This is a genomic window from Amorphus orientalis (genome assembly GCF_030814015.1).
Lineage (GTDB): Bacteria > Pseudomonadota > Alphaproteobacteria > Rhizobiales > Amorphaceae > Amorphus > Amorphus orientalis.
Window position 1 is genome coordinate 263,922 of sequence record NZ_JAUSUL010000003.1, and the last position, 22,872, is coordinate 286,793.

The 22,872-nt window shown below is 66.2% G+C and carries 23 protein-coding genes; 14 read left to right on the forward strand and 9 right to left on the reverse strand.

Translation table 11 applies throughout. From position 1 onward, the window contains the following. Positions 1-138 precede the first annotated feature (138 nt). Together J2S73_RS15685 and J2S73_RS15690 are read left to right on the forward strand one after the other, a co-directional pair. Complete coding sequence (locus tag J2S73_RS15685) at positions 139-2,031, forward strand: c-type cytochrome (RefSeq protein WP_306886561.1); 1,893 nt, start codon at positions 139-141, stop codon at positions 2,029-2,031. A gap of 168 nt (positions 2,032-2,199) precedes the next feature. After that, positions 2,200-3,435, forward strand: a complete 1,236-nt coding sequence (locus tag J2S73_RS15690) for a serine hydrolase domain-containing protein (protein ID WP_306886562.1) — start codon at positions 2,200-2,202, stop codon at positions 3,433-3,435. A gap of 68 nt (positions 3,436-3,503) precedes the next feature. Here the strand turns inward: J2S73_RS15690 and pyrF are convergent, their stop codons facing one another. Continuing rightward, on the reverse strand, positions 3,504-4,211 hold the full coding sequence (pyrF, locus tag J2S73_RS15695) for an orotidine-5'-phosphate decarboxylase (RefSeq protein WP_306886564.1): 708 nt from the start codon (positions 4,209-4,211) through the stop codon (positions 3,504-3,506). Positions 4,212-4,351: 140 nt separating this feature from the next. Here pyrF and hisB point away from each other — a divergent pair, with 140 nt between their 5' ends. The 7 genes from hisB (at position 4,352) to coaA (ending at position 9,040) form a co-directional block, all read left to right on the forward strand. Next, a complete protein-coding gene (gene hisB, locus J2S73_RS15700) occupies positions 4,352-4,948 on the forward strand; it encodes an imidazoleglycerol-phosphate dehydratase HisB (protein ID WP_306886565.1) in 597 nt (198 codons plus the stop codon). Positions 4,949-5,012: 64 nt separating this feature from the next. Next, on the forward strand, positions 5,013-5,513 hold the full coding sequence (locus J2S73_RS15705) for a DUF2628 domain-containing protein (RefSeq protein WP_306886566.1): 501 nt from the start codon (positions 5,013-5,015) through the stop codon (positions 5,511-5,513). After that, positions 5,510-6,163, forward strand: a complete 654-nt coding sequence (gene hisH, locus J2S73_RS15710; protein WP_306886567.1) for an imidazole glycerol phosphate synthase subunit HisH — start codon at positions 5,510-5,512, stop codon at positions 6,161-6,163. The genes J2S73_RS15705 and hisH overlap by 4 nt, the downstream gene beginning before the upstream one ends. Beyond that, positions 6,160-6,924 (forward strand): 1-(5-phosphoribosyl)-5-[(5-phosphoribosylamino)methylideneamino]imidazole-4-carboxamide isomerase, encoded by a 765-nt coding sequence (gene hisA, locus J2S73_RS15715; RefSeq protein WP_306886568.1) that lies wholly within the window; start codon positions 6,160-6,162, stop codon positions 6,922-6,924. The genes hisH and hisA overlap by 4 nt, the downstream gene beginning before the upstream one ends. 31 nt (positions 6,925-6,955) lie before the next feature. Then, positions 6,956-7,729: an imidazole glycerol phosphate synthase subunit HisF gene (hisF, locus tag J2S73_RS15720; protein ID WP_306886569.1), complete on the forward strand. Its 774-nt coding sequence runs from the start codon at positions 6,956-6,958 to the stop codon at positions 7,727-7,729. Further along, entirely contained in the window at positions 7,726-8,049 is a 324-nt protein-coding gene (locus J2S73_RS15725) for a phosphoribosyl-ATP diphosphatase (RefSeq protein ID WP_306886570.1), read from the forward strand. Before hisF ends, J2S73_RS15725 begins: the two co-directional genes overlap by 4 nt. Positions 8,050-8,086: 37 nt before the next feature. Continuing rightward, positions 8,087-9,040, forward strand: a complete 954-nt coding sequence (coaA, locus tag J2S73_RS15730) for a type I pantothenate kinase (protein ID WP_306886571.1) — start codon at positions 8,087-8,089, stop codon at positions 9,038-9,040. A 6-nt stretch (positions 9,041-9,046) separates the two neighbouring features. On the opposite strand, the gene J2S73_RS15735 is transcribed toward coaA, so the two are convergent. Beyond that, the gene (locus tag J2S73_RS15735) at positions 9,047-9,478 is read right to left on the reverse strand and encodes a helix-turn-helix domain-containing protein (RefSeq protein WP_306886572.1); all 432 of its coding nucleotides are present in this window, start codon (positions 9,476-9,478) and stop codon (positions 9,047-9,049) included. Between the two features lie 76 nt (positions 9,479-9,554). Here J2S73_RS15735 and J2S73_RS15740 point away from each other — a divergent pair, with 76 nt between their 5' ends. Further along, on the forward strand, positions 9,555-10,397 hold the full coding sequence (locus J2S73_RS15740; RefSeq protein WP_306886573.1) for a class I SAM-dependent methyltransferase: 843 nt from the start codon (positions 9,555-9,557) through the stop codon (positions 10,395-10,397). A gap of 382 nt (positions 10,398-10,779) precedes the next feature. Here the strand turns inward: J2S73_RS15740 and metH are convergent, their stop codons facing one another. The 3 genes from metH to J2S73_RS15755 form a co-directional block, all read right to left on the reverse strand. Next, on the reverse strand, positions 10,780-14,508 hold the full coding sequence (gene metH / locus J2S73_RS15745) for a methionine synthase (RefSeq protein WP_306886574.1): 3,729 nt from the start codon (positions 14,506-14,508) through the stop codon (positions 10,780-10,782). A gap of 107 nt (positions 14,509-14,615) precedes the next feature. Next, on the reverse strand, positions 14,616-15,524 hold the full coding sequence (gene metF, locus J2S73_RS15750; RefSeq protein ID WP_306886575.1) for a methylenetetrahydrofolate reductase [NAD(P)H]: 909 nt from the start codon (positions 15,522-15,524) through the stop codon (positions 14,616-14,618). Then, entirely contained in the window at positions 15,521-16,537 is a 1,017-nt protein-coding gene (locus J2S73_RS15755) for an ArsR/SmtB family transcription factor (protein ID WP_306886576.1), read from the reverse strand. Before J2S73_RS15755 ends, metF begins: the two co-directional genes overlap by 4 nt. 366 nt (positions 16,538-16,903) lie before the next feature. On the opposite strand from J2S73_RS15755, the gene J2S73_RS15760 reads away from it, so the two are divergent. Next, positions 16,904-17,590 carry a DUF1345 domain-containing protein gene (locus tag J2S73_RS15760; RefSeq protein ID WP_306886577.1) on the forward strand — a complete coding sequence of 229 codons (687 nt, stop codon included), beginning with the start codon at positions 16,904-16,906 and terminating at the stop codon, positions 17,588-17,590. Positions 17,591-17,708: 118 nt separating this feature from the next. Here the strand turns inward: J2S73_RS15760 and J2S73_RS15765 are convergent, their stop codons facing one another. After that, the gene (locus J2S73_RS15765) at positions 17,709-17,966 is read right to left on the reverse strand and encodes a hypothetical protein (RefSeq protein WP_306886578.1); all 258 of its coding nucleotides are present in this window, start codon (positions 17,964-17,966) and stop codon (positions 17,709-17,711) included. A 215-nt stretch (positions 17,967-18,181) separates the two neighbouring features. Here J2S73_RS15765 and fixJ point away from each other — a divergent pair, with 215 nt between their 5' ends. Further along, positions 18,182-18,814, forward strand: a complete 633-nt coding sequence (gene fixJ, locus J2S73_RS15770; protein ID WP_306886579.1) for a response regulator FixJ — start codon at positions 18,182-18,184, stop codon at positions 18,812-18,814. A 53-nt stretch (positions 18,815-18,867) separates the two neighbouring features. Here fixJ and J2S73_RS15775 read toward each other — a convergent pair whose 3' ends face one another. Both J2S73_RS15775 and J2S73_RS15780 read right to left on the reverse strand, forming a co-directional pair. Further along, the gene (locus J2S73_RS15775; RefSeq protein WP_306886580.1) at positions 18,868-19,221 is read right to left on the reverse strand and encodes a response regulator transcription factor; all 354 of its coding nucleotides are present in this window, start codon (positions 19,219-19,221) and stop codon (positions 18,868-18,870) included. 495 nt (positions 19,222-19,716) lie between these two features. Beyond that, positions 19,717-20,061 (reverse strand): hypothetical protein, encoded by a 345-nt coding sequence (locus J2S73_RS15780; RefSeq protein WP_306886581.1) that lies wholly within the window; start codon positions 20,059-20,061, stop codon positions 19,717-19,719. Positions 20,062-20,236: 175 nt separating this feature from the next. Between J2S73_RS15780 and J2S73_RS15785 the strand changes: the two genes are divergently transcribed. Continuing rightward, positions 20,237-20,929, forward strand: a complete 693-nt coding sequence (locus tag J2S73_RS15785) for a CBS domain-containing protein (protein WP_306886582.1) — start codon at positions 20,237-20,239, stop codon at positions 20,927-20,929. 266 nt (positions 20,930-21,195) lie between these two features. Then, complete coding sequence (locus J2S73_RS15790) at positions 21,196-21,891, forward strand: hypothetical protein (protein WP_306886583.1); 696 nt, start codon at positions 21,196-21,198, stop codon at positions 21,889-21,891. Positions 21,892-22,029: 138 nt separating this feature from the next. Here J2S73_RS15790 and J2S73_RS15795 read toward each other — a convergent pair whose 3' ends face one another. Further along, entirely contained in the window at positions 22,030-22,665 is a 636-nt protein-coding gene (locus J2S73_RS15795) for a peroxiredoxin (RefSeq protein ID WP_306886584.1), read from the reverse strand. Positions 22,666-22,872 lie beyond the last annotated feature (207 nt).

Consider the following 22,872-nt stretch of genomic DNA (forward strand, 5'->3'; position numbering starts at 1 on the left):
ATCGCCCATCATCGGAAATCGGCATGTGCCCTGCCGACCCAGGAGGTTGGGTGGCGTGCCGGCGCGGGGGCTGCGGCAGCCGCGGGAGTTGGACGGAAGTCCCGGCCGAACGAGGACCGGGGAAATAAGGGGCTGAGTATGTACGACCACATCGACACGGCGACCCGTTTGTCGACGCGCGCCGCGGATCCCGGCATCGGCCGGCGCACCCTTTCGCAGGCTCGGCGGGCCATCGCCGGCACCGCGCTGGCGGCGCCGGCGCTTCTGTTCGCCCTCGGCTCGGCTCCCGTCCTCGCCCAGTCCGACACCAGCGGCAATTCCGGCAACGCCGCGTCCCAGAGCACGTCCGGCAGCACGAGCAGCGACGCGACGACCGGTTCGGACGCGACGGCGGCCAAGAGCACGACCTCCGCGGCGGCCGACGATCTTATCGCCAAAGGCAAGTATCTCGTCACCGCGGCCGACTGCATGCCCTGCCACACCGGACAGGGTGCGGAACCCTTTTCCGGCGGCCTGATGCTCGACACGCCGTTTGGCGGCATCTCCTCGCCGAACATCACGCCGGACAACGAGACCGGCATCGGAACCTGGTCGGAGAAGGAGTTCTACCGGGCGCTCCACAACGGCATCGGCAAGGACGGCGAATATCTCTATCCGGCCATGCCCTACACCTCGTTCACCAAGATCACCGAGGACGACGTCAAGGCGATCTACGCCTATCTGCAGTCGCTCCAGCCGGTGAACAATCCGCGCAAGCCGAACACGATGACGTTCCCGTTCAACGTGCGCGACGGGCTGGCGGCCTGGAACCTGCTCTATTTCACGCCCGGCACCTTCCAGCCCGATCCCAGCCTCTCCGATCAGATCAATCGCGGCGCGTACCTGGTCGAGGGCCCGGGCCACTGCGGCGAGTGCCATACTCCGCGCAACGTCGCCGGAGCGATGGAGAACAGCGAGTTCCTTGCCGGCGGCAAGCTGCTCGGTCAGCCCTATTCCGCGCCGAACATCTCCGGGTCGCTGCAGGACGGCATCGGCGACTGGTCGACCCAGGAGATCGTCGATTATCTCCACACCGGCGCCGACAAGAAGAAGGGCACCGTGTTCGGCCCGATGGCCGACGTGGTCACCCACTCCCTGTCGAAGCTGACCGACGACGACATCGAGGCCATCGCGGTCTATCTGAAGCAGACCAAGGCGGAGTCCGGTGACGAGACGAAGGTCGCCGACACCACCACCAAGGCCGGCTCGGAGGTCTATCTGAACAACTGCGCCCAGTGCCACCAGTCGACCGGGCTCGGCATCTCCGGTTCGGTGCCGCCGCTTGCCGGCAACGACGCGGTCGCCCAGGCCGGCCCGCAGAACGCCATCACGGCCGTGCTCGGCGGCCTTCCGGGTCAGGGCTCCTACATCCAGATGCCGGCCTTCGGCGGCCAGTTCGACGACCAGCAGATCGCCGACGTGGTCAACTTCGTGCGGACCAACTGGGGCAATGAAGGCTCCGCCGACGCGACGCCTTCGATGGTCGCCAGCCTGCGTAACCAGGTGACCCCCACCGGCGTCGCGTCCGAGGCCGCACGCAGCTTCGGGTGCCCGGCGGTGTCCGAGTCCGGATCCCAGGATGCGATCACCGCGCCGGCCAAGGCCATCCTCGACGGCTTCCAGGGCGTGACGGATGCGGAGATGTCCAACCGGGTCGGCGAGCTGGTCCGGCTGGTCAAGTCCGCCAATCCGGGCAGCCAGGACGCCGATATCGCCGACACGCTCGTCGCCGCCTACTGCCCGGTCGTGGCCGCCGACGGCGACCTGACGATCTCGGAGAAGAAGGCTCGGATCGACACGTTCCTGACCGAGGTCAATTCCGAACTCGATCGCAGCACCATGCCGTCCGGAAGCCGCGTCCTCCTGCAGGTGCCCGTGTCTCCGGAAGTCGCCGATCAGGTCAACTCGGCCGCTCGAGCCGCCAAGGAGCAGCCGGGCGAATATCTCGGCAAGCTGATCGAGGACCAGGTGAAAGCCCCTGCCGCCCAATAGGCGTCGGGCCGCTCAGCCGGCCGGACGATAAGGCCCTGATCAACTAAAAATGCCCCGCGTCGGGATCGGCGCGGGGCATCTGCGTTTCGCACAAGCCGTGTTCGCTGGGCCACCGGAACCAGACCGGGCCGCCTGACGGAAACCAGGCAGACGGGGGGATCTATTCGCATGAAGCGGTACTGGAAGTGGGCCATCGCCATCTCGATTGCCGTGCCCGTACTTTTGCTGGTCTTCCTTCTGGCGACCGGCGAGAGAGGGTTGTCGTCAGGCAAGCGGTCGAAACCGCGCACTTCCTTCGAGCCCCGGGATGTCGCAACCTATCAGGTGACGGGGCCGGAGGCCGAACGGCTCGGCTGGTCGGCGGATCGCCTGGCCGCCATGCTGGACTACCTGTCCCGGCTGAGCGCGGATGCGTTCGTGATCGTGACGGACGGCGAGATCGTCGCCTCGCTGGGCCCGCTCGACACGGTCTACAACGTCCATTCCGTGCGCAAGGCCATGCTCAACGCCGTCGTCGGCCAGCATGTCGGCGACGCGCCGGACGAACTGCCGCTCGATGCCACGCTGGAACAGCTCGGCATCGACGATGAGCCTGACCCGCTCACCCCTCTGCAAAGGCAGGCGACGGTGCTCCACCTGGTGCGGAGCATGTCGGGGATCAATCATCCGGCAGCGGCCGAAGGCGGTCTGACCGCCGACAAGGACAAGCGGCTCGGTCACGACGAGAACCAGCCGGGCTCCGTCTGGGCCTACAACAATTGGGACTACAACGCGCTGACCACGATTCTTGAGGAGCAGACCGGCCAGTCCGTGGCCGAAGCCTTCAAATCCGGCATCGCCGATCCGCTCGGCTTCCAGGATTTCTCGGAGGAGTCGGTCTCTCGCAGCGTTGAGCTTGACCTGTCCCAACACCCGGCCGCGGCTTTCAGGCTGTCGGCACGCGACCTCGCCAGGTTCGGCCAGCTGTATCTCGACGGCGGCGTCGTCGATGGGAAAGCCGTGCTGCCGGCAACCTGGATCGATCGCATTTCGAACGACTATGTGGACACCGGAATGCCGGGGCTCCGCGGCGGACATGGCTATCTCTGGTGGATTCCCGATGCCGAAACGGGCCTCCCCGAAGGCAGCTTCTTCGGATGGGGCCTCGGGCAGCAGGCCGTGTTCGTCGTCCCCGTCTGGGACACCGTCATCGTGCACCAGTCGGACACGACGGAGTTCATCAAGCGGTGGCTGAACCTTCAACGGGAAGGTGTGGACGGCGATACGGCGCTCGAGCAGATCGTCGTCGAGTGTCTTCAGAAAGGCGGACCGGCGATCGAATTCTGCAGAGAGCACAGGTTCACCAGCCGCCGGGAATTCGACGGCCTGATCTCGCTGATCGCCGACGCGCGCCTGTCGGACTGAGTGGGCCACGCCGGCGGACCAGTCATCGAGGCTGTCGGCTGGCCACCCGTGCTCGCGCCCGTTCCCGGCTAGAGCGCCGCCGCAATCTCGTCGACGATGGCGGCGGCTGCGGCGCGGCGGTCGTCCGCGTTCAGAATCGGCCGGCCCACCACGAGATAGTCGGCACCTGCCTTGATCGCGTCGGTCGGCGTGGTCACCCGCTTCTGATCGCCGGTCTCCGAGCCCGACGGGCGGATGCCCGGCGTTACCAGCACGACCTGACTGCCAAGACGGTTCCGGAGTTCGGCGACTTCCTGGGCCGAACACACGAGACCGTCGGCCCCGTTCTCGATCGCCTTCTGGGCCCGCGAGGCCACCAGGTCGCCGACCGGTCCGACGAGACCCGCCTCGGCGAGGTCCGCGTCGTCCATGGAGGTGAGCACGGTGACGCCAAGCACCATCAGATCGTGGCCGAGGGCCGCCTCGGCCGCGGCCGCGATCGCCTTCGGATAGGCATGCACCGTGAGCATCACCGCGCCGCTCTTCAGGATCGACCGGACCGCGTTGGCAACGGTGTTATCGATGTCGAGGAGCTTGGCATCGAGAAAAACAGTCTCTCCCTGGGCCGTCAGCCTGCGGGCGAGATCGATCCCGCCGGCATAGATCAGCTCGAGGCCGATCTTGTAGGCTCCGACCACGCCGGACGTTTCCGACACGACCGCCTCGGCCTCCGTCACGGTCGGAACATCAAGCGCGAGGATCAGCCGGTCTTTCGGTTGAGAGGGCTTCAGACGCATCGAACCTTCCTGTCGCATACCCGTGCGCCTGGGCGCACGAACGCACTTTTATCCACGTCTTCCGTGTTTCTTTTCAATCGCGCACCGTGTTGATACAAGGCATCTTTCGCTGGTCTCCACCAATTAGAGGATCTGCCCCGGTGCCTCGGATCGCCAAGATCGTCCGGCAGACGAACGAAACGTCTATCACAGTCGACGTCGACCTCGACGGCAGCGGCCGCACCGAGATCGCCACCGGCGTGGGCTTCTTCGACCATATGCTGGACCAGCTCGGCCGCCACTCGATGATCGACCTGACCGTCAGGGCCGAGGGCGACACGCACATTGACGATCACCACACCGTCGAAGACACCGGCATTGCGCTCGGGCAGGCGGTGCGCGAGGCGCTGGGCGACCGGCGCGGCATCACCCGCTACGCTGATGCCTATCTGCCGATGGACGAGACCCTCACGCGGGCGGCGATCGACATTTCCGGGCGGCCCTATCTCGTCTTTCGTGCCCCGTTCTCCGCGCCGAAGATCGGCACGTTCGATACGGAACTGGTTCCGGAGTTCTTCCGGGCCTTCGCCATGAACGCCGGCGTGACGCTGCACGTGGAAACGCTGTACGGTGAGAACAATCACCATATCGCCGAGAGCTGTTTCAAGGCACTCGCCCGGTGCCTCGGCGCAGCGGTCGCCATCGACCCGCGGCGCGCGGACGACGTTCCCTCGACAAAGGGAACCCTGAACGGCTAAGTCGCTGTCCGGGGAGAGACAAGCCGTCGCTGGACGCGCCCGGCGCGCAAACGGGAACCGAACCATGGCCGTTTACACGGTGCTGCTTCCACCGCCGTCGAACAAGGACGGGGCCCCTTCGCCTTTGGAGCGCGCGGTCTTCGTGCGCGAGGGCTTCGCGTGGCTCGCGCTCTTCTTCCCGGTGCTGTGGCTCCTGTTCCATCGCATGTGGCTGCTGCTCATCCTGTTCGTTGCCGTCACTGTCGGCGTAGAACTCGCAGCCTCGCTCATCGGCGGTCCGGTCCCGGGCGTGTTCGGCTTCGCGATTGCCGTCCTGTTCGCCTTCGAAGCGAACGGCCTCCGGCGCTGGGCCCTGGTTCAGCGCGGCTACGAACTCGCCGGCATTGTCGCCGGATCGAACCGGACCGAGTGCGAGCGCCGCTTTTTCGCCGAGGTCCAGGAACCGGTATCGGCCTCGGTCATCGACCCGGCCCCGACGAGCCCGCGCCGGTCGGTTCTGGTCGTGCCGCCGCGGGGCGACCCGGGCGTGCTCGGCCTGTTTCCGCAAAAGGGGACTTCTTCGTGAACAACGTCGTCATCGTCGATTACGGCTCGGGCAATCTGCGCTCGGCGGCCAAGGCGGTGGAGCGTGCCGCGACCGAGGCCAGCGTCGAGATCGATCTCAAGGTCACGGCCGCCATCGACCGCGTTTTGGAGGCCGACCGGCTGATCCTGCCGGGCGTCGGCGCGTTCGCCGACTGCCGCCGCGGCCTGGAGACGGAACCCGATATGATCGAGGCGATCCGGTCCGTCGTGGAGGAGCGCGCCGCACCGTTTCTCGGCATCTGCGTCGGCATGCAGCTGATGGCCGACCGCGGGCTCGAATACGAGATCACGCCGGGCTTCGGCTGGATCCACGGCGACGTCACGCGCATCACGCCGGCCGACCCCACACTGAAGATTCCGCACATGGGCTGGAATACCCTCGACGTGACCGGGCAGCACCCGATCCTGGAGGGCATCCCGACCGGGCCTGAGGGATGGCACGCCTATTTCGTGCACTCCTACCACATGTCCCCTGCCGATCCGGACGACCTGATCGCGACCACGGACTATGCCGGGCCGATCACGGCAATCGTCGGTCGCGACAATGTGGTGGGGACCCAGTTCCACCCGGAAAAGAGCGAAAAGCTCGGCATCAGACTTCTCTCCAATTTCCTCAGGTGGGACCCGTGATCCTCTTCCCGGCAATCGATCTCAAGGACGGCGCCTGCGTCCGGCTGCTGCAGGGCGACATGGCGCGGGCGACCGTCTTCAACGACGATCCGGCCGCCCAGGCCGCCGCGTTTGCGGACGCCGGGTTCGAGTGGCTGCACATCGTCGACCTGAACGGCGCCTTTGCCGGCAAGAGCGTCAACACCGAACCCGTGGAAGCCATTCTCGCCCGGGTTTCCATTCCGGTGCAGCTGGGCGGCGGCATCCGCGATCTGGCCGGGATCGAGGCCTGGCTAGCCCGCGGGGTGACCCGCGTCATTCTCGGGACCGCGGCCCTGCGCGATCCGGATCTGGTGCTGGCGGCCTGCCGGGCCCATCCCAACCGGATCGCCGTCGGCATCGATGCCCGGGGCGGGCGCGTCGCGGTCGAGGGCTGGGCGGAAACGGCGGAGACCCGCGCGGTGGATCTGGCGCGCCGGTTCGAGGACGCCGGCGTGGCCGCGATCATCTACACCGACATCGCCCGCGACGGCATGCTGGCCGGCCTCAACATGGACGAGACGCTGGCGCTGGCCGATGCCGTCGACATTCCGGTGATCGCCTCCGGCGGCCTCAACGGCATGGACGACATCGAGCGGCTGGCCTCGGACGGGTCGGCCCGGCTGGCAGGCGCCATCGCCGGACGGGCGCTTTATGACGGACGGCTGGATCCGAAAGCCGCACTCGAGCGTCTCAAGGCGGCCGACGGCGGCGCAATTGCCGCCGGCGGGCGACTGGGCTAGACACCCCCGATCTGCGAAAGGCCGCGATCCCGTGCTGAAGACCCGCGTCATACCCTGTCTCGACGTCCACGAAGGGCGCGTGGTGAAGGGCGTCCAGTTCGTCGACCTGGTCGATGCCGGCGACCCCGTCCAGGCGGCGATCGCCTATGATTCCGCCGGCGCGGACGAGCTGTGCTTCCTCGACATCACGGCCAGCCACGAGGAGCGCTCGATTATCCTCGACGTGGTTCGGCGCACCGCCGAGGTCTGCTTCATGCCGGTGACGGTCGGCGGCGGCGTGCGCTCCAACGACGATATCCGCCAGCTGCTCCTGGCCGGCGCCGACAAGGTGTCCATCAACACCGCCGCCGTCCACGATCGCCAGTTCGTGCGCCGGGCGGCGGAAAAGTTCGGCAGCCAGTGCATCGTCGTGGCGATCGACGCCAAGCGCGTGAACCATCCCGACGAACCGCCGCGCTGGGAGGTGTTCACCCACGGCGGACGGCGCTCGGCGAAGATCGACGCCATCGAATATGCCCGGGAAGTCGAGATGCTCGGCGCGGGCGAGATCCTGCTGACCTCCATGGACCGGGACGGCACCAAGGACGGCTACGACATCGAGCTCACCCGGGCGATCACCGACGCCGTCACCATTCCCGTCATCGCGTCGGGCGGTGTCGGCACCCTCGATCATCTGGTCCAGGGTGTGCGCGACGGCCATGCCTCGGCGGTGCTCGCCGCCTCGATCTTCCATTTCGGCACCTACTCGATCCAGGAAGCCAAGGAAGCGATGGCGGAGGCCGGCATCCCGGTGCGGCTGACATGAGCGCGTTCGCCCTGGAAGACCTGGCCGCGATCGTGGCCGCCCGGGCGGAGGCGGATCCTTCGGAGTCCTACACCGCAAAACTTGCGGCCAAGGGCCGGGCCCACTGCGCCCGCAAGTTCGGCGAGGAGGCGGTGGAGGCCATTGTCGCGGCGGGCGAAGGCGACCTCGACGGCTTGCGCGGCGAGGCCGCCGATGTTCTCTATCATCTGCTGGTTCTGCTAAAGGTTGCAGGCGTGCCCTATGACGAGGTCGTCGCCGAGCTCGCCCGCCGAACCGGCCAGACCGGCCTCGAAGAGAAGGCCTCGCGGCCCAACCCCTGACCGGGCCTCTGGCATCCGGTCGTCGGACCCCTCTTTCATGGACACCTTCAATCCGATGGAGCTTTCGCCTTACCGCGTCTTCTCAAAGGCTGAATGGGCGCGTCTGCGCGCCGACACGCCGATGACGCTCTCGGCGGAGGAAGTGCAGCAGCTTCAGGCCTACAACGACCAGGTCAGTCTGGAAGAGGTGGAGGCGATCTACCTTCCCCTGGCCCGGCTCCTGTCGATGTATGTGGAGGCGACCCAGGCCCTCCACGCCACCACCAACCGCTTTCTCGGCCGCGACGACGGACAGATCCCGTTCGTGATCGGCATTGCCGGGTCGGTCGCCGTGGGGAAGTCGACGACCGCCCGTCTCCTGCAGGCGCTCCTGTCGCGCTGGCCGACCAGCCCGACCGTCGACCTCGTGCCGACCGACGGCTTCCTGTTTCCCAACGCGGTTCTGGAAGCCGAAGGCCTGATGGAGCGCAAGGGCTTCCCGGAAAGCTACGACCTCAAGTCGCTGCTCGCCTTCCTGCATGACGTCAAATCCGGCGTCGCCAGCGTCGAGGCGCCGGTTTACTCGCATCTGACCTACGATGTGGTGGACGGCGAGACGATCCGGGTCGACCGGCCCGACATCCTCATCCTGGAGGGTCTGAACGTTCTGCAGACGAGCCGGCTCTCCCGCGAAAGCCGCGGCATCCCGTTCGTGTCGGACTTCTTCGACTACTCGATCTACATCGAGGCGGACGAAGAGGTGCTGCACCGCTGGTACATGGAACGGTTCATGCGCCTGAAGGGCACGCGCTTCCACGATCCGCGCTCCTATTTCCACAAATACGCCGACATCTCCGATGACGAGGCGCTCACCTTCGCCAACCGGCTGTGGAACCGGATCAACCTGGTGAATTTGCGCGAGAACATCCGCCCGACCCGCCCCCGCGCCGACCTGATCCTGTCCAAGAATGCCGAGCACCGGATCGAGACGGTCGCGCTTCGTAAGATCTGAGGGCCTCTATCGCCCGGACCGCGCCCGCCGATCGGGCGCGGCGATCGCCCCGCTGGCCGCCGCCTTCACGATCCGGCGGAAGGTCGGGCATTCCATGTGGCTTGGAGCGGAACAGGCGGCCGCGTGGCGCAGCCCGTCCCGCATTGCGGTGAGTTCGCGGATGCGGGCATCGATCTCGTCCGCCTTGGCCACGAGCTTCGTCCGGTCGATGGCCGGCCGCCCGTCCGGGCCGAGCATTTCGCCGATCTCGTCGAGGGCGAACCCGGACGCCCGGCCGAGGGCAATCAGCGCGAGCCGCTCCAGGACGTCCGGATCGAACGTGCGCCGCAGACCGCGCCGTCCCGAGGCCGTGATCAGCCCCTTTTCCTCGTAGTAGCGCAGCGTCGAGGCCGGCACGCCCGACCGTTTCGCCACCTCGGCGATATCCAGATCCCGCACGGGCTTGACCTCAAGTCGACTTGAACTGGCAGAATGCTGCGCAAGCCTGAGACTTGCAAGGACAGCGGAGACACGCATGGACGCATCACCCGACACGAACGCCGACCAGATCGCCCACTGGAACGGGGCTGGCGCCGGCGCCTGGATCGAAGCCCAGAGCACGATGGACGCCATGTTCGCAGGCCTCGTGCCCCTCCTGACCGAGACGATCCTGGCGGGCTTTTCCGGCCAGGTTCTGGATGTGGGCTGCGGCACCGGCGCCACGTCCCTTGCCGCCGCGCGGAAACTTGACGGCACGGGCCACTGTCTCGGTCTCGACGTCTCCACGCCGATGGTGGAGATGGCGCGCGCCCGCGCCGCCGAGGTCGGTCTCCCGGCGTCGTTCGTGGTCGGAGATGCCCAGATCCATCCATTCGAGCCCGACACGTTTGACCACATCGTGTCGCGCTTCGGCGTGATGTTCTTCGAGGATCCCGTCGCCGCCTTCGCCAATCTCCGGTCAGGCGCCAAAGCCGGCGCGGCGCTGCGCTTCGCCGCCTGGCGCAGCCCGTCGGAAAATGCCTTCATGACCACGGCGACCCGGGCCGCCAAGCCCTATCTGCCGGAACAGCCCGCGCACGATCCCGACGCACCCGGCCAGTTCGCCTTCGCCGACGGCGACAAGGTCCGCCGGATCCTGACGGACGCCGGCTGGCGCGATATCGAGGGCCGGCCGATCGACGTGGAGTGCCGCTTTCCGGCCGCCGATCTCGATCTCTTTCTCACCCGGCTCGGTCCGCTGGGCCGCTATCTCGGCGACATGAACGAGGACACCCGTGCCAAGGTCATCGAGACGGTCCGGGCGGCCTTCGAGCCCTTCGTCCACGGCGACGAGATCCGCTACACCGCGGCTTGCTGGCTGGTGGAGGCGAGGTCGTAAGGGGCGGCGCGAAGCGACCGGGACATCAGGACTGCACGCCCGCCCCAGGGTCTGCCGAACCGATACGACGTGGCTCTCCCCACCCGCTCATTCCCGCGAAAGCGGGAATCCATCATGAATCTGAGAAACTTGAGGGCATCTGACCGGGGCACGGAGGGGCCGGCCGATCCGTTTGACCGTCCCGCCGAACGGCGTCGCCTGTGCAGAATTTGCCGCGGCGCCCCATGGATTCCCGCTTTCGCGGGAATGAGCGGAATTTGGAGCGGGCGCCAGGCGCCGCCCGCAGAAGCGAAAAACCCGCCTCCTTTCGGAGGCGGGCCTTTCGTTTTTCTTCACGCAATCCCGGACGGAAAACCGGTTCCCAATTTTCCCGGGAGTGCTTTTACTCCGCCGCCTCTTTGATCCGGCCGGGCTGGTAGTTGAGGATCGGGGCGAGCCAGCGCTCGGCCTCCTCCACGCTCCAGCCCTTGCGGGCGGCATAGTCCTCGATCTGGTCGCGCTCGATCTTGCCGACGCCGAAATAGAAGCTCTCCGGCCGTGCGAAATAGAGCCCGGAGACCGACGAGGCCGGCCACATGGCGTAGGATTCCGTCAGCCTCACGGTCGTCGCCTTCTCCGCGTCGAGAAGCTCGAACAGCGTCGCCTTCTCGGTGTGGTCCGGCTGGGCCGGGTAGCCCGGCGCCGGGCGGATGCCCTGATATTTCTCCGAGATCAGATCGGCCGGGGAAAGGTCCTCATCCGGTGCATAGCCCCAGAATTCGCGGCGCACGCGCTGGTGCATGTGCTCGGCGAAGGCCTCCGCGAGCCGGTCGGCCAGCGACTGGGACAGGATCTTGGAATAGTCGTCGTCCGCCTTGTCGAAGCGGGCGGCCACTTCCTCCTCGCCGAGACCGGCGGTGACGCAGAACCCGCCGATATAGTCCGGCACGCCCTCGTCCAGCGGCGCGATGAAGTCCGACAGCGCCGCATTCGGGCGCTCGCGGTCGCGGGCGATCTGCTGGCGAAGCGTGTGCAGCGTGGCGATCTTCTTGGTCCGCTCCTCGTCTTCGTAGATGCAGATGTCATCTCCATCCGCACCCGCCGGCCAGAAGCCGATCACGCCGTTCGCGCTGAGCCACTTCTCCTCGACCATCTGTTTGAGCATGACCTTGGCATCGTCCATCAGCGCCCGGGCGGCCGGGCCGACCTTCGGATCGTCGAGGACCATCGGATAGGTCCCCTTGATCTCCCAGGCAGCCAGGAACGGCGTCCAGTCGATGTAGTCGACCAGCTTGTCCAGCGGATAGTTCTCGAACACCTTGGTCCCGAAGAATTCCGGCTTTTTCGGCTGACCGGCCTTCCAGTCGGGGGTCACGCGCTTGTCACGGGCCTTCTCGATCGGCAGCCGCTTCTTGTCGGCCTGGCCGCGCGAATAGGACTCCGCCGCCTTTTCATAGTCCGAGCGGATCTGGTCGAAATACTCGTTGCGGTTGGCCGCCATCAGCTTGGAGCACACGCCGACGGCGCGCGAGGCGTCGGTGACGTAGATCGCCTGGCCGCGATTGTAGTTCGGATGGATCTTCACGGCGGTGTGGACCTTCGAGGTCGTCGCGCCGCCGATCAGAAGCGGCACGTCGAAGCCCTCGCGCTCCAGTTCGCCGGCCACCGAGCACATCTCGTCCAGGGACGGCGTGATCAGGCCGGACAGACCGATGATGTCGACGTTCTCCTGCTTGGCCGTCTCCAAGATCTTCTGGGAGGGAACCATCACGCCGAGGTCGATCACCTCGAAATTGTTGCACTGCAGAACCACGCCGACGATGTTCTTGCCGATGTCGTGGACGTCGCCCTTCACCGTGGCGAGGAGGATCTTGCCGGCGTTGGAGTTCTCGGTGTTTCCGAGTCGCTTCTTCTCCTCCTCCATGTACGGCATGAGATAGGCGACGGCCTTCTTCATGACGCGGGCGGATTTCACCACCTGGGGCAGGAACATCTTGCCGGCGCCGAAGAGGTCGCCGACCACGTTCATGCCGGCCATCAGCGGGCCTTCGATGACGTGGAGCGGGCGCTCGGCACGGGCACGCGCTTCCTCGACGTCCTCGTCGATATAGTCGGTGATGCCGTGGACCAGGGCATGTTCGAGCCGCTTCTCGACCTCGTTCTCGCGCCAGGCGAGATCCTCGACCCGCTTCTTGCCGCCTTCGCCCTTGTAGCGCTCGGCCGCTTCCAGAAGCCGGTCGGTCCCGTCGTCGCGCCGGTTGAGGACCACGTCCTCGCATAGCTCGCGCAGTTCCGCGTCGAGATCGTCGTAAACGGCGAGCTGGCCGGCGTTCACGATGCCCATGTCCATGCCCTTCTGGATGGCATGGTAGAGGAACACCGAGTGCATCGCCTCGCGCACCGGCTCGTTGCCGCGGAAGGAGAACGACAGGTTCGACACGCCGCCGGAGATGTGCGCGTGCGGCAGGTTCTCCCGGATCCAGCCGGTCGCCTCGATGAAGTCGTTGCCGTAGTTGTTGTGCTCCTCGATGCCCGTGGCCACCGCGAAGATGTTCGGATCGAAGATGATGTCCTGGGGCGCGATGCCGACCTTCTCGGTCAGGATCTTGTAGGAGCGCTGGCAGATCTCGACCTTGCGCTCGTAGGTGTCGGCCTGGCCGGTCTCGTCGAAGGCCATGACGACCACGGCGGCGCCGTAGCGGCGCACCTTCTCCGCCTGCTCCACGAACTGCTCCTCGCCCTCCTTGAGCGAGATGGAGTTCACGATGCCCTTGCCCTGGATGCACTTCAGGCCGGCCTCGATCACCGTCCACTTGGACGAGTCGACCATGACCGGGACCCGGGCGATGTCCGGCTCGGCGGCGACGAGGTTCAGGAACGTGACCATCGCCTCCTCGGAATCGAGCAGGCCCTCGTCCATGTTGACGTCGATCACCTGGGCGCCGTTCTCGACCTGATCGCGGGCGACCTCCAGCGCGGTCGGGTAGTCGCCCTCCTTGATCAGCTTGCGGAAGCGGGCGGAGCCGGTGACGTTGGTCCGCTCGCCGACGTTCACGAACGGAATGTCCTTGGTCAGCGTGAACGGCTCGAGACCCGACAGCCGCATCATCGGCGCGATCTCGGGCACGGCGCGCGGCTTGTGGATCGAGGCCACCTCGGCGAGCGCAGAAATGTGCGCCGGCGTGGTCCCGCAGCAGCCGCCGATGACGTTGACGAGCCCGTCGCGGGCGAATTCGTCGAGCTGGGCGGCCATGGCCTCCGGGCTCTCGTCGTATTCGCCGAGTTCGTTGGGCAGGCCCGCGTTCGGATAGGCGCAGATCAGCGTATCCGCGACGCCGGACAGCTCGGCGATGTGGCCGCGCAGCTCCTTCGCGCCGAGGGCGCAGTTGAGGCCCACGGTCATCGGATCGGCGTGGCGCACCGAATGCCAGAATGCGGTCGGCGTCTGGCCGGAGAGCGTGCGGCCGGACAGGTCGGTGATGGTCCCGGAGATCATCACCGGCAGCCGGTAGCCCAGCTCCTCGAACAGCCCTTCGAAGGCGAAGATCGCGGCCTTCGCGTTCAAGGTGTCGAAGATCGTCTCCAGGAGGATCATGTCGGCGCCGCCTTCCACGAGGCCGCGCGCGGCATCGCCATAGGCCTTGGCCAGATCGTCGAACGTCACCGCCCGGAAGCCGGGATCGTTGACGTCCGGCGAGATCGAGGCGGTCCGGTTGGTCGGGCCGATGGCGCCGGCGACGAAGCGCGGGCGTCCGGTCTCCGCCGCGACCTCGTCGGCCGCCTCGCGGGCCAGCCGCGCGCCTTCCTTGTTCATCTCGACCGCGAGCTCTTCCATGCCGTAATCGGCCTGGGCGATCGTGGTGGAGGAGAAGGTGTTGGTGGCGACGATGTCGGCGCCGGCCTCCAGATAGGCGCGGTGGATCTTCTTGATCGCCTCACCCTGGGTGAGGATCAGAAGGTCGTTGTTGCCTTTTAGATCGCTGGGCCAGTCGCTGAAGCGCTCGCCTCTGAAGTCCTTTTCCTCGAGCTTGAGGTCCTGGATCATCGTCCCCATGGCACCGTCGAGCACGAGGATGCGATCCGCGGCTGCGGCCCGGAAGGTGTCGAAGGTGTCGCTGCGGCGAAGCGCCATTGGAAAGGTTTCCCTATCTCGTGTTGAACCCGGCCGCGCACGGACGTGCGCAGCCGGCTCTGTCATTGTCTGGTCTGCGACTGGTCGGCTCCCTTGCGGGAGGCGGCTCAGGCGGCCTCCGAAACGGGCTCCTCGCCGCGCATGCCGAGAAGGTGGCACAGGGCGTAGACGAGCTCCGCTCGGTTCATCGTGTAGAAGTGGAAGTCGGTGAACCCGCGCTGCTCCAGATCCAGCACCTGCTCGGCGGCCACGGCGGCAGCGACCAGACGGCGCGTGTCGGGATCGTCCTCGAGCCCCTCGAACCGGTGCTCCAGCGTGTCGGGGATCGACGCCCCGCAGGAGCCGGCGAAGCGGGCGACCTGCGGGAAGCTGTGCACCGGCAGGATGCCCGGAATGACCGGAAGCGTCACGCCGGCTTTGGCGACCCGCTCCATGTAGGCTTCGAACAGATCGTTGTCGAAGAAGAACTGGGTGATCGCCCGGGCGGCACCGGCGTCGGCCTTGCGCTTCAGGTTGTCGATATCCTCGTCCCAGTCGACGCTGTCGGGATGGCGCTCCGGATAGGCGGAGACGGACACCTCGAAATCGGCCAGGCGGCGGATTCCGGCGGTCAGCTCGGCGCCGTTGGCATAGCCGCCCGGATGGGGCTCGTAGGCGGTGCCGGCGCCGGCCGGCGGATCACCGCGCAGCGCGACGATGTGGCGGATGCCGGCGTTCCAGTAGTCCTGGATCACCTCGTCCACCTCTTCCCGGGTCGCACCGACGCAGGTCAGATGCGCCGCCGGCTTGAGCGAGGTCTCGTCGATGATGCGTTTCACCGTCCGGTGGGTCCGCTCGCGGGTCGATCCACCGGCACCGTAGGTCACCGACACGAAGCGCGGGTTCAAGGGTTCAAGCCGCTGGATCGACGCCCACAGAGTCTCCTCCATCTGCGCGTTCTTCGGCGGGAAGAACTCGAAGGAGGCGGAAATCTTAGGCTGGCCGGCCTTGGGGTGGCTGAGATCGGTCTCGGTCATCCGGTGGTCTCCAGTCTTTCGGTTGTTTCGGCGTCGGCGGTCTGCAAGCGCGTGTCGCGACCGAGCCAAAGGGTTACAGTCAGGTCGGCGGGAGAGGCCCGTTCGGGAGACAGATCCTCCACCACCATTGTCTCGAGCCCGGCCTGGGCAAGCCAGGCGGACACCTGGTCATGCGAGAAGCCGAGCCGTCGATGGGCGTGCTCGGAGCGCAGGAACTCCAGGTCGTGCGGCGCGAAGTCGACCACGAGCAATCGCCCGCCGGGCCGCAAAACGCGTGCCGCTTCCTCGATCGCGCTCGCCGGATCCTCCAGGTAGTGAAGGACCTGGTGCAGCGTCACGAGGTCGTAGGACTCCTGCGGCATGGCGAGCGCGAAGATGTCGCCCTGGCGGACCCGCGCATGTTGGATCTGCGCGTTCGCCAGGTTCATCCGCGCCACCGAAAGCATGGCGGCGCTGGCGTCGACCCCGAGCCCGCGCTCGTAGAGGTCCTGAAACAGTTCCAGCATCCGGCCGGTGCCGGTGCCGAGATCGAGCATCGAGCGGAACGGAACGGCGCCCACAAGGCGCCGCATCGCTGCTTCGACGGCATCTTCCGGCACGTGCAGCGTCCGGATCGCGTCCCACGCGTGGGCGTTCGCCGCAAAGTAGGCTGCGGCCGCTTCGGCGTGGGCGCGCTGGACCGCCGCAAGGCGCTCCCTGTCGCGCGCCAGAACCGGGTCGGACGGATCCAGCTGCAGGAGCAGCTGATCGGCCAGACGCGAGCCGGAATCCACTTCCGTCAGACGGTAGTAGGCCCAGGCCCCTTCCGGAGCCCGGACGATCAGACCGGCATCGGTCAGGAGCTTGAGATGCCGCGAGATGCGCGGCTGACTCTGACCGAGGATCGTCGTCAGATCCTTGACCGTCAGGTCGGCCCCGGCCAGCAGCGCCAGAATGCGCAGGCGCGTGGGCTCGCCTGCGGCCCTAAGGCCGGCGACCAGCTGATCGAGACCGATCACACTGTCGACGATCATTCCCACGATCTCCTTCTGCACCGCCGCCGGCGGCCGGAAAATGCGATATAAAGATATCTTTATACGTTGAAGTCCGTCGTTGCAAGCGTTGCCGCCTCCCGACGGGGAAATTTCCCACATCGCTCCCGGCCGTCTTGCGGCCCGGCTACGGCCTTCCCGGGGGCATTGCCGCTGATGGCCCGCGCTTCACCGGCAGACCGGATGCGCTTGCCCGGACCAGGCTGTCGGAAGAAAGCGATCCGGCCGCCGCCGGCGCCCGTGGTTTGACACAGCCGAAGAGGTGCGGAAGCGTCTCATGGACGAAAGAACCGGCCCGATGTCCGTCCCAGCGGCCCCCGCACGCGAAAGACACGCGAAAGAGTTGAGATGCGCAAACCCATCGATCACCTCATCCGCAACAACCCGCGGCATGTTCACTGGGTCAGGTACGTCGTCAGCATCACGCTCGGCCTGATCGTGCTCGGCCTTCTGCCCGGCTCGTTCACCCTCGCCTCCAGGGTCGCCGTGGCCTGGAGCGTCGCGGCTCTCTGCCAGATTGCGGTGATCATGGTCGTGATGGGACGGCTCAGCGCCTTGTCGCTTCACGACCGGATCGTGGTCGCGTCGCTCGGCCCGATCGGCTTTGCGCTCGTTCTGATCGTCGGAGCCGGCACGTCGGTGGCGGCGACGATCTGGGTGCTCCGGGTGGCGAGCAACCAGGGTCCGCTCATGGAAACGCTGCACCTGCTTCTCGGCGGAGGAACCGTGCTCGTCACATGGTTCACCATCCAGTGCATCTTCGCTGTCCGCTACACGCACCTCTATTATGAGGAGCCGCCCGCCCACGAAGGCGGCGAACCCGGGCTGATCTTCCCGGGCAAGCGCCCGCCGGACTACTGGGATTTCCTGTATTTCTCGATCTGCGCCGGCATGACCTTCCAGGTCTCCGACGTCGTGACCGTCAGCCACGCCTTCCGCAAATGGGTGACGTTCCACGGCGTGCTGTCGTTCCTGTTCTCAGCGGTGAACGTGGCGCTGATGGTGGATATTGCAGCCAATCTGGTGGGAAGCTGAGTGGAAGGAAAACGTCCGAACCAGGCGCCACGACCATTCGGCGGGCAGAAAACGGACGGATCCTCGATCGTGAGAAAGCCCTGTTCGGACAGACAGTCTCCAGCCGCCGGAAAACGCTCTAGTCGTTGGCCGGAGAGCGATCCTTGGCGCGCGCCTTGCCACCGGCGTTGTCCGGTTCGCCCGCATCGTGGTCAGGGTCGGCAGGCAGTCGCGGAATGCCGAACCGTTCCATCCGTCCGCTCTGGCGCGCCGACTTGAGCGCGCGGCGGCCGAGCACGAGCGCGCTCAGCGCCATGGCTCCGACCGCCATCGCGCCGCCGGCAACCGATCCCATAGCCACCGGTTCGTCGTCGCTCTTGCGCTTGCTGGACGCCATCACGGTCCTCCTCGCGAAGCCATAATTATAGCTCAATCGCGGCCTGGTCGAAAGCCGCCGCCCGGGAGCCGGCTAAGCATCACACGAAGCTGTGAAGGAGACGCGCGGGAGGGTACCGGCGCGACACCATTGGCCGTGCCTTTTTGAGAACACATGCTATGAACACTTAAGTGATCAGCGAATAACGACACCGGCACGGACGCAGAGCGGGGAGAATGGGGCTCGTCCATATCATCGACGATGACGAAAGCGTGCGCGACGCGCTTTCGATGCTGTTGCAGCAGGCGGGGATGCGCACGGCCGTGCATCCGTCCGCCGGCTCGTTTCTGGACGCGTCATCCGAGGGCGAGTTCGGCTGCGTCGTGACCGATGTCCGCATGCCGGGCATGACGGGCATCGACCTCCTCAGAAAGATGTCCGAGATCGACCGCGTGGTGCCGGTTATCATCGTAACCGGGCATTCGGACGTTCCGCTCGCGGTCGAGGCCCTCAAGTCCGGCGCCTTTGACTTCATCGAGAAACCGTTCGACGCGGACCGGATCGTGGAGACGGTGCGGGCGGCCCTTGATTTCCGGGAAAAAGCCCGGCGCAGCGAGGAGACCCGCGCGGAAGTGGCCGGCCGGATGTCTTCCCTCACCGTGCGCGAACGGGAGGTTCTGGAAGGCCTGGTCGCCGGACACGCGAACAAGGTGATCGCGCAAAATCTGGGCATCAGCCCGCGCACCGTCGAAATCTACCGCGCCAACGTCATGCACAAGCTGCAGGCTTCGAGCCTGTCGGAACTCGTCCGGCTGTCCTTCGTCGCCGACGGCCTCCTGGATGCCGACGCGGCGCACCGCGCCAGATAGCGCCACGCCGTTCCGACTTCCTCATCCGAACGGAAAAGGCTTTGCCATCCCGGTCAGGCCTGCTGAGTGAGCGAGGCCATCAGCCGGTCCAGGTCGATCGGCTTGGTGAGAAAAGCGCGCGCATCGAGCCGTTTGGCTTCCCGCCGCATCTCATCGGTCGCGCGCCCGCTGACGACGATCGCCGGGACCCGGTTGCCGGCTGCCCGCAACCGAGCCAGGGCCTGGAGGCCGCTGATCCCGGGCAGATCGATATCGAAGACCAGCACCGTTCCGGGCTCGATCCGCGCATGGGCGAGAAACGCTTCCGCGCTATCGAACTCGGCCACACGAAATCCGTCCAGCTTCAGTATCGTGCCGAGGGACTCACGGACGGACTCGTCATCCTCCACCAGGACGACCTCGCGCACGCGACCCCCGCGCCCGTTTTCACGCGAACGCGGAGCCGTCGCGACCGCATCGTCCGGATCGCCAGGTCCATCGGGCCGTATCGGCCGCACGATATCGTCCAAGTCCTTGCCCTTTCCGCCAGCGGGCCGGCACGTTACGCCGACTCCGGCGGCATCGGACCAACCGGCCACGCTTAATCGGCAGATCTTTACGACGAGGACCGATTCGGCCCCAGCCTTTCACTCCTCGCCGGTGAGAAACCGGTCGAACCCGGCCGAATTCCAGTTAAACGCGCACACCGCGGCGATTTGGAGACAGACATAGTCGCCGCCGCCCCGAATTCCCATCCCTGGATGACGTCTTACGGGTTTCTACGGATCCCGATGTCCTCAAGCACTTCCCGTTCAGATTGACTCGATCTGACTGGGAAGCAATCGCTCAACCTCTTGAATCTTGAGCCATTTCGTACCGGTCAGATCTTCGCACCTGATCGGAAAAAGCTTCAGGTTGTGCGCCTAGGCCTTCTGCCCGGCAGCCGCCTGAGCCTGAGCAATCACCGACGCGGTTGCGCTGCCGAAATCGTCCGCCGCTTTCTCGAAGAAGGCGGAATGGGCCTGGATGGCATCCTCAACGGAACTGCAACGGGCAAGGTCGATGCAGAGTTCCGCCTGAGCCTCGAGCCTCCGGCTCGCCAGCCGCATCGTTTCGGCCGCGACCGTCAGCGGGACGTCAACGGCCATCCGCTTCCAGAGCGAGTTGAACGGCCCCGCGTCCCCGAATGGCTCGCCGAACGGCATCGGCATCTCGAACATCTCGGCAAACGGATTGGTGGTCTTGAAGTGCGATTGGCGCTCCGACATCCCGCTCTCCCTCTGTCGGCCTGGTTTCCAGGCCGATGTTGACGACTGTTGCGCGCGCTCGCATTGACGTTGCGCAAGTGTCGACTGCTCCATTTGCCGTTATGACACGAAATGTCGGTCCATCTGTGCGGATACCGTCCCGCGCGGCCGGTCCGTCGTCAGGGGAGTATTAGAGATGAACGTTGGGGATATCATGACCGTGGGTGCCGCCACGGTTTCGCCGAAGACCACCATCGCCCAGGCAGCCCAGCTCATGCTGGAGCACCATATCAGCGGCCTTCCGGTGGTGGACGAGAGCGGACAGTTGGTTGGGATGGTCACCGAGAAGGACCTGCTCCGCCGCGCCGAACTCGGCACCGAGCCCGGCCATCCCCACTGGATGGAACTCGTCATGAGTGCGTCGGCGCTGGCCGATCAGTACGTGCGTGCCAATGCCCGGACCATCGAGGACGTGATGAGCCGCGACGTGGTTCAGGTCGGACCGGACATGTCGCTGGCCGACCTGGTGGCGCTGATGGAGAAACACGGCTTCCGCCGTCTTCCCGTCGTCGAGAACGGCAAGCTGACCGGCATCGTCGCCCGATCCAACTTCCTGCGCGCCCTGGTCCGCCGGGCGGAGGGGGCGCCGGCCTCGAGCGCCGACGATCTGGAAATCCGCACCCAGATCGTCGAGGAGATCCGCAGGCGCGGCTGGGTGCCGACATCGGCCATCGAAGTGATCGTCACCGAAGGCGTCGTTGAGCTGAAGGGCGCGGTGATCGACGAGCGCATCCGCGATGCCCTGCGGGTGATCGCGGAGAACACCGCCGGCGTGAAATCCGTTGAAGACCACATCGAGATCGTGCCGGCCATGCCCGGCTGGATGTGATCTCCGCGCAAGGATGACAGCGCATCCGGCGACGATCCGGTCGCCGGTTGCCTGCCTTCGTTTTGGGCAATGACGGCGGCGGGGCGATCTGCCGTCGCACGGCGCAGGAAGGGCCGACGTTCCGACCCGATGGCGCTGATGAAAAGTTCGGCTTCGGCGAGACCGACGCCGGTGATATAGTGCAGCGCAACAAACACCTGAATAAATCAGTTTGCGTCATGAGGTGCGGATGGAGGCGCCGCGCCGCTGTCAGTCGGTTATCAGCCGTGTTGCGTACTGCGTATCTGTCTCCCCTCACAGGCTTCGCAGCCTGTCTCTTTGCGATTTCGCTGGGCGGCGCATGGTCCGCCCAGGCTCAGGATGCCCGACCGGTTTCCGTCGATCTGGCGAGCGACGACGACCGCGTCTACTCCATGACGGTCGGAACCACCGCGTCGCAGTGGTGGATCCCGTCTGTGGGGACCAGCGTGGCCTTCGAGCGTGACCGCCGGCCGGCCCCCAGCATGGACCCCGGCGACGCAGCCGCCCCGCCGTCGGGAACGGTGTGGACCAGTCTGACCCTGTCCGGATCCGGGCGCCCGCTGAGCCTGGATGCGACGGTCATTCAGGTTCAGGTCGACCCGAAGACCTCGACCCAGACCGTCAGCGTCACCGGTTCGCGCGCCTGGACCATCGGCACCGCCCTGGCAGCCAGCCTGAACGACACCTATGCGCTGCGCCAGGACCCCGACACCGACCAGCCCGACTGGGAAGCCAGCAACGCCCTCCGCCTCGACTTCAAGCCGAGCCGGACCGCGCTTGTGGCCGAGAGCATCCGCTCCGCCGACGACGGCGACTGGCACGCCAACCTTCGCGCCGAGCAGGCGCTCGGGGGCGGTCTGAGCGTTTCGGCATCCGTGGAGGATCTCACGTCCACCACGCCGACGCGGACCATTCTGGCCAGCTTCTCGCACCAGTGGTGACGCGGCCGGAAGACGGCCCTTACACGACGAAGCCCGCGACCGGACCGGCCGCGGGCTTGTGTGTTTCAGCTGATGGTCCGCATGAGCCCGTCCCGGTCGAACTGATCAGTTCGAAACGGTCACGCTCCGCGTCACCCGTCAGTCCAGCGGCTGCGGCACCAGACGCAGATACGGCTTCACCGCCTTCCAGCCGTCCGGGAACTTCTTCTTGGCGTCCTCGTCGGAAACCGAAGGCACGATGATCACGTCCTCGCCGCTCTTCCAGTTCACCGGCGTCGCAACCTGGTGCTTGGCGGTGAGCTGCAGCGAATCGATCAGCCGCAGGATCTCGTCGAAGTTCCGCCCGGTCGAGGCGGGATAGGCGAAGCTCGCCTTGATCTTCTTGTCGGGCCCGATGACGAACACCGAACGCACCGTCAGCGTGGAATCCGCGTTCGGGTGGATCATGTCGTAAAGGTCCGCCACGACCCGGCCCGGATCGGCGATCAGCGGGAAGTTCAGGGCGGTGCCCTGGGTCTCCTCGATGTCGGCCGACCAGCGCTTGTGGTCGTCGAGCGGATCCACAGACACGCCGATCACCTTGACGTTGCGCTTCTCGAAGTCCGACTTCAGCTTCGCGGTATAGCCCAGCTCCGTCGTGCAGACCGGCGTGAAGTCGGCCGGATGCGAGAACAGGACCGCCCACGAACCGTCGATATAGTCGTGGAACTTGATCGGCCCTTCCGTGGAATCGACTTCAAAGTCCGGTGCCGTATCGCCGATGAGCAATGCCATGGCTCTTACCTCCTCGATTGGTTCTCCGCCTATGTGGGCTTCGCCGACCGTCTTATCGAGCAACCGTGTCGCAATCAGACCGTCGTGCGAGAAACAAATTGCCCCCATTGGCCCCGCGGGCGCACATTAGCCGCAAATTCGTTCCCCCGACAGCGGGTCGCCGGCCGGTTTTTTCGGGCCGGCGCTCCGGGCGCCGGCCCCTCTGGA

Excerpts from the sequence above, each read along its gene's own strand:
- J2S73_RS15685 (WP_306886561.1), top strand. The coding sequence starts at position 139 with ATGTACGACCACATCGACACGGCGACCCGTTTGTCGACGCGCGCCGCG.
- J2S73_RS15690 (WP_306886562.1), top strand. The coding sequence starts at position 2,200 with ATGAAGCGGTACTGGAAGTGGGCCATCGCCATCTCGATTGCCGTGCCC.
- pyrF (WP_306886564.1), bottom strand. The coding sequence starts at position 4,211 with ATGCGTCTGAAGCCCTCTCAACCGAAAGACCGGCTGATCCTCGCGCTT.
- J2S73_RS15705 (WP_306886566.1), top strand. The coding sequence starts at position 5,013 with ATGGCCGTTTACACGGTGCTGCTTCCACCGCCGTCGAACAAGGACGGG.
- J2S73_RS15725 (WP_306886570.1), top strand. The coding sequence starts at position 7,726 with ATGAGCGCGTTCGCCCTGGAAGACCTGGCCGCGATCGTGGCCGCCCGG.
- coaA (WP_306886571.1), top strand. The coding sequence starts at position 8,087 with ATGGACACCTTCAATCCGATGGAGCTTTCGCCTTACCGCGTCTTCTCA.
- J2S73_RS15740 (WP_306886573.1), top strand. The coding sequence starts at position 9,555 with ATGGACGCATCACCCGACACGAACGCCGACCAGATCGCCCACTGGAAC.
- metH (WP_306886574.1), bottom strand. The coding sequence starts at position 14,508 with ATGGCGCTTCGCCGCAGCGACACCTTCGACACCTTCCGGGCCGCAGCC.
- metF (WP_306886575.1), bottom strand. The coding sequence starts at position 15,524 with ATGACCGAGACCGATCTCAGCCACCCCAAGGCCGGCCAGCCTAAGATT.
- J2S73_RS15755 (WP_306886576.1), bottom strand. The coding sequence starts at position 16,537 with ATGATCGTCGACAGTGTGATCGGTCTCGATCAGCTGGTCGCCGGCCTT.
- J2S73_RS15760 (WP_306886577.1), top strand. The coding sequence starts at position 16,904 with ATGCGCAAACCCATCGATCACCTCATCCGCAACAACCCGCGGCATGTT.
- J2S73_RS15765 (WP_306886578.1), bottom strand. The coding sequence starts at position 17,966 with ATGGCGTCCAGCAAGCGCAAGAGCGACGACGAACCGGTGGCTATGGGA.
- fixJ (WP_306886579.1), top strand. The coding sequence starts at position 18,182 with ATGGGGCTCGTCCATATCATCGACGATGACGAAAGCGTGCGCGACGCG.
- J2S73_RS15780 (WP_306886581.1), bottom strand. The coding sequence starts at position 20,061 with ATGTCGGAGCGCCAATCGCACTTCAAGACCACCAATCCGTTTGCCGAG.
- J2S73_RS15785 (WP_306886582.1), top strand. The coding sequence starts at position 20,237 with ATGAACGTTGGGGATATCATGACCGTGGGTGCCGCCACGGTTTCGCCG.
- J2S73_RS15795 (WP_306886584.1), bottom strand. The coding sequence starts at position 22,665 with ATGGCATTGCTCATCGGCGATACGGCACCGGACTTTGAAGTCGATTCC.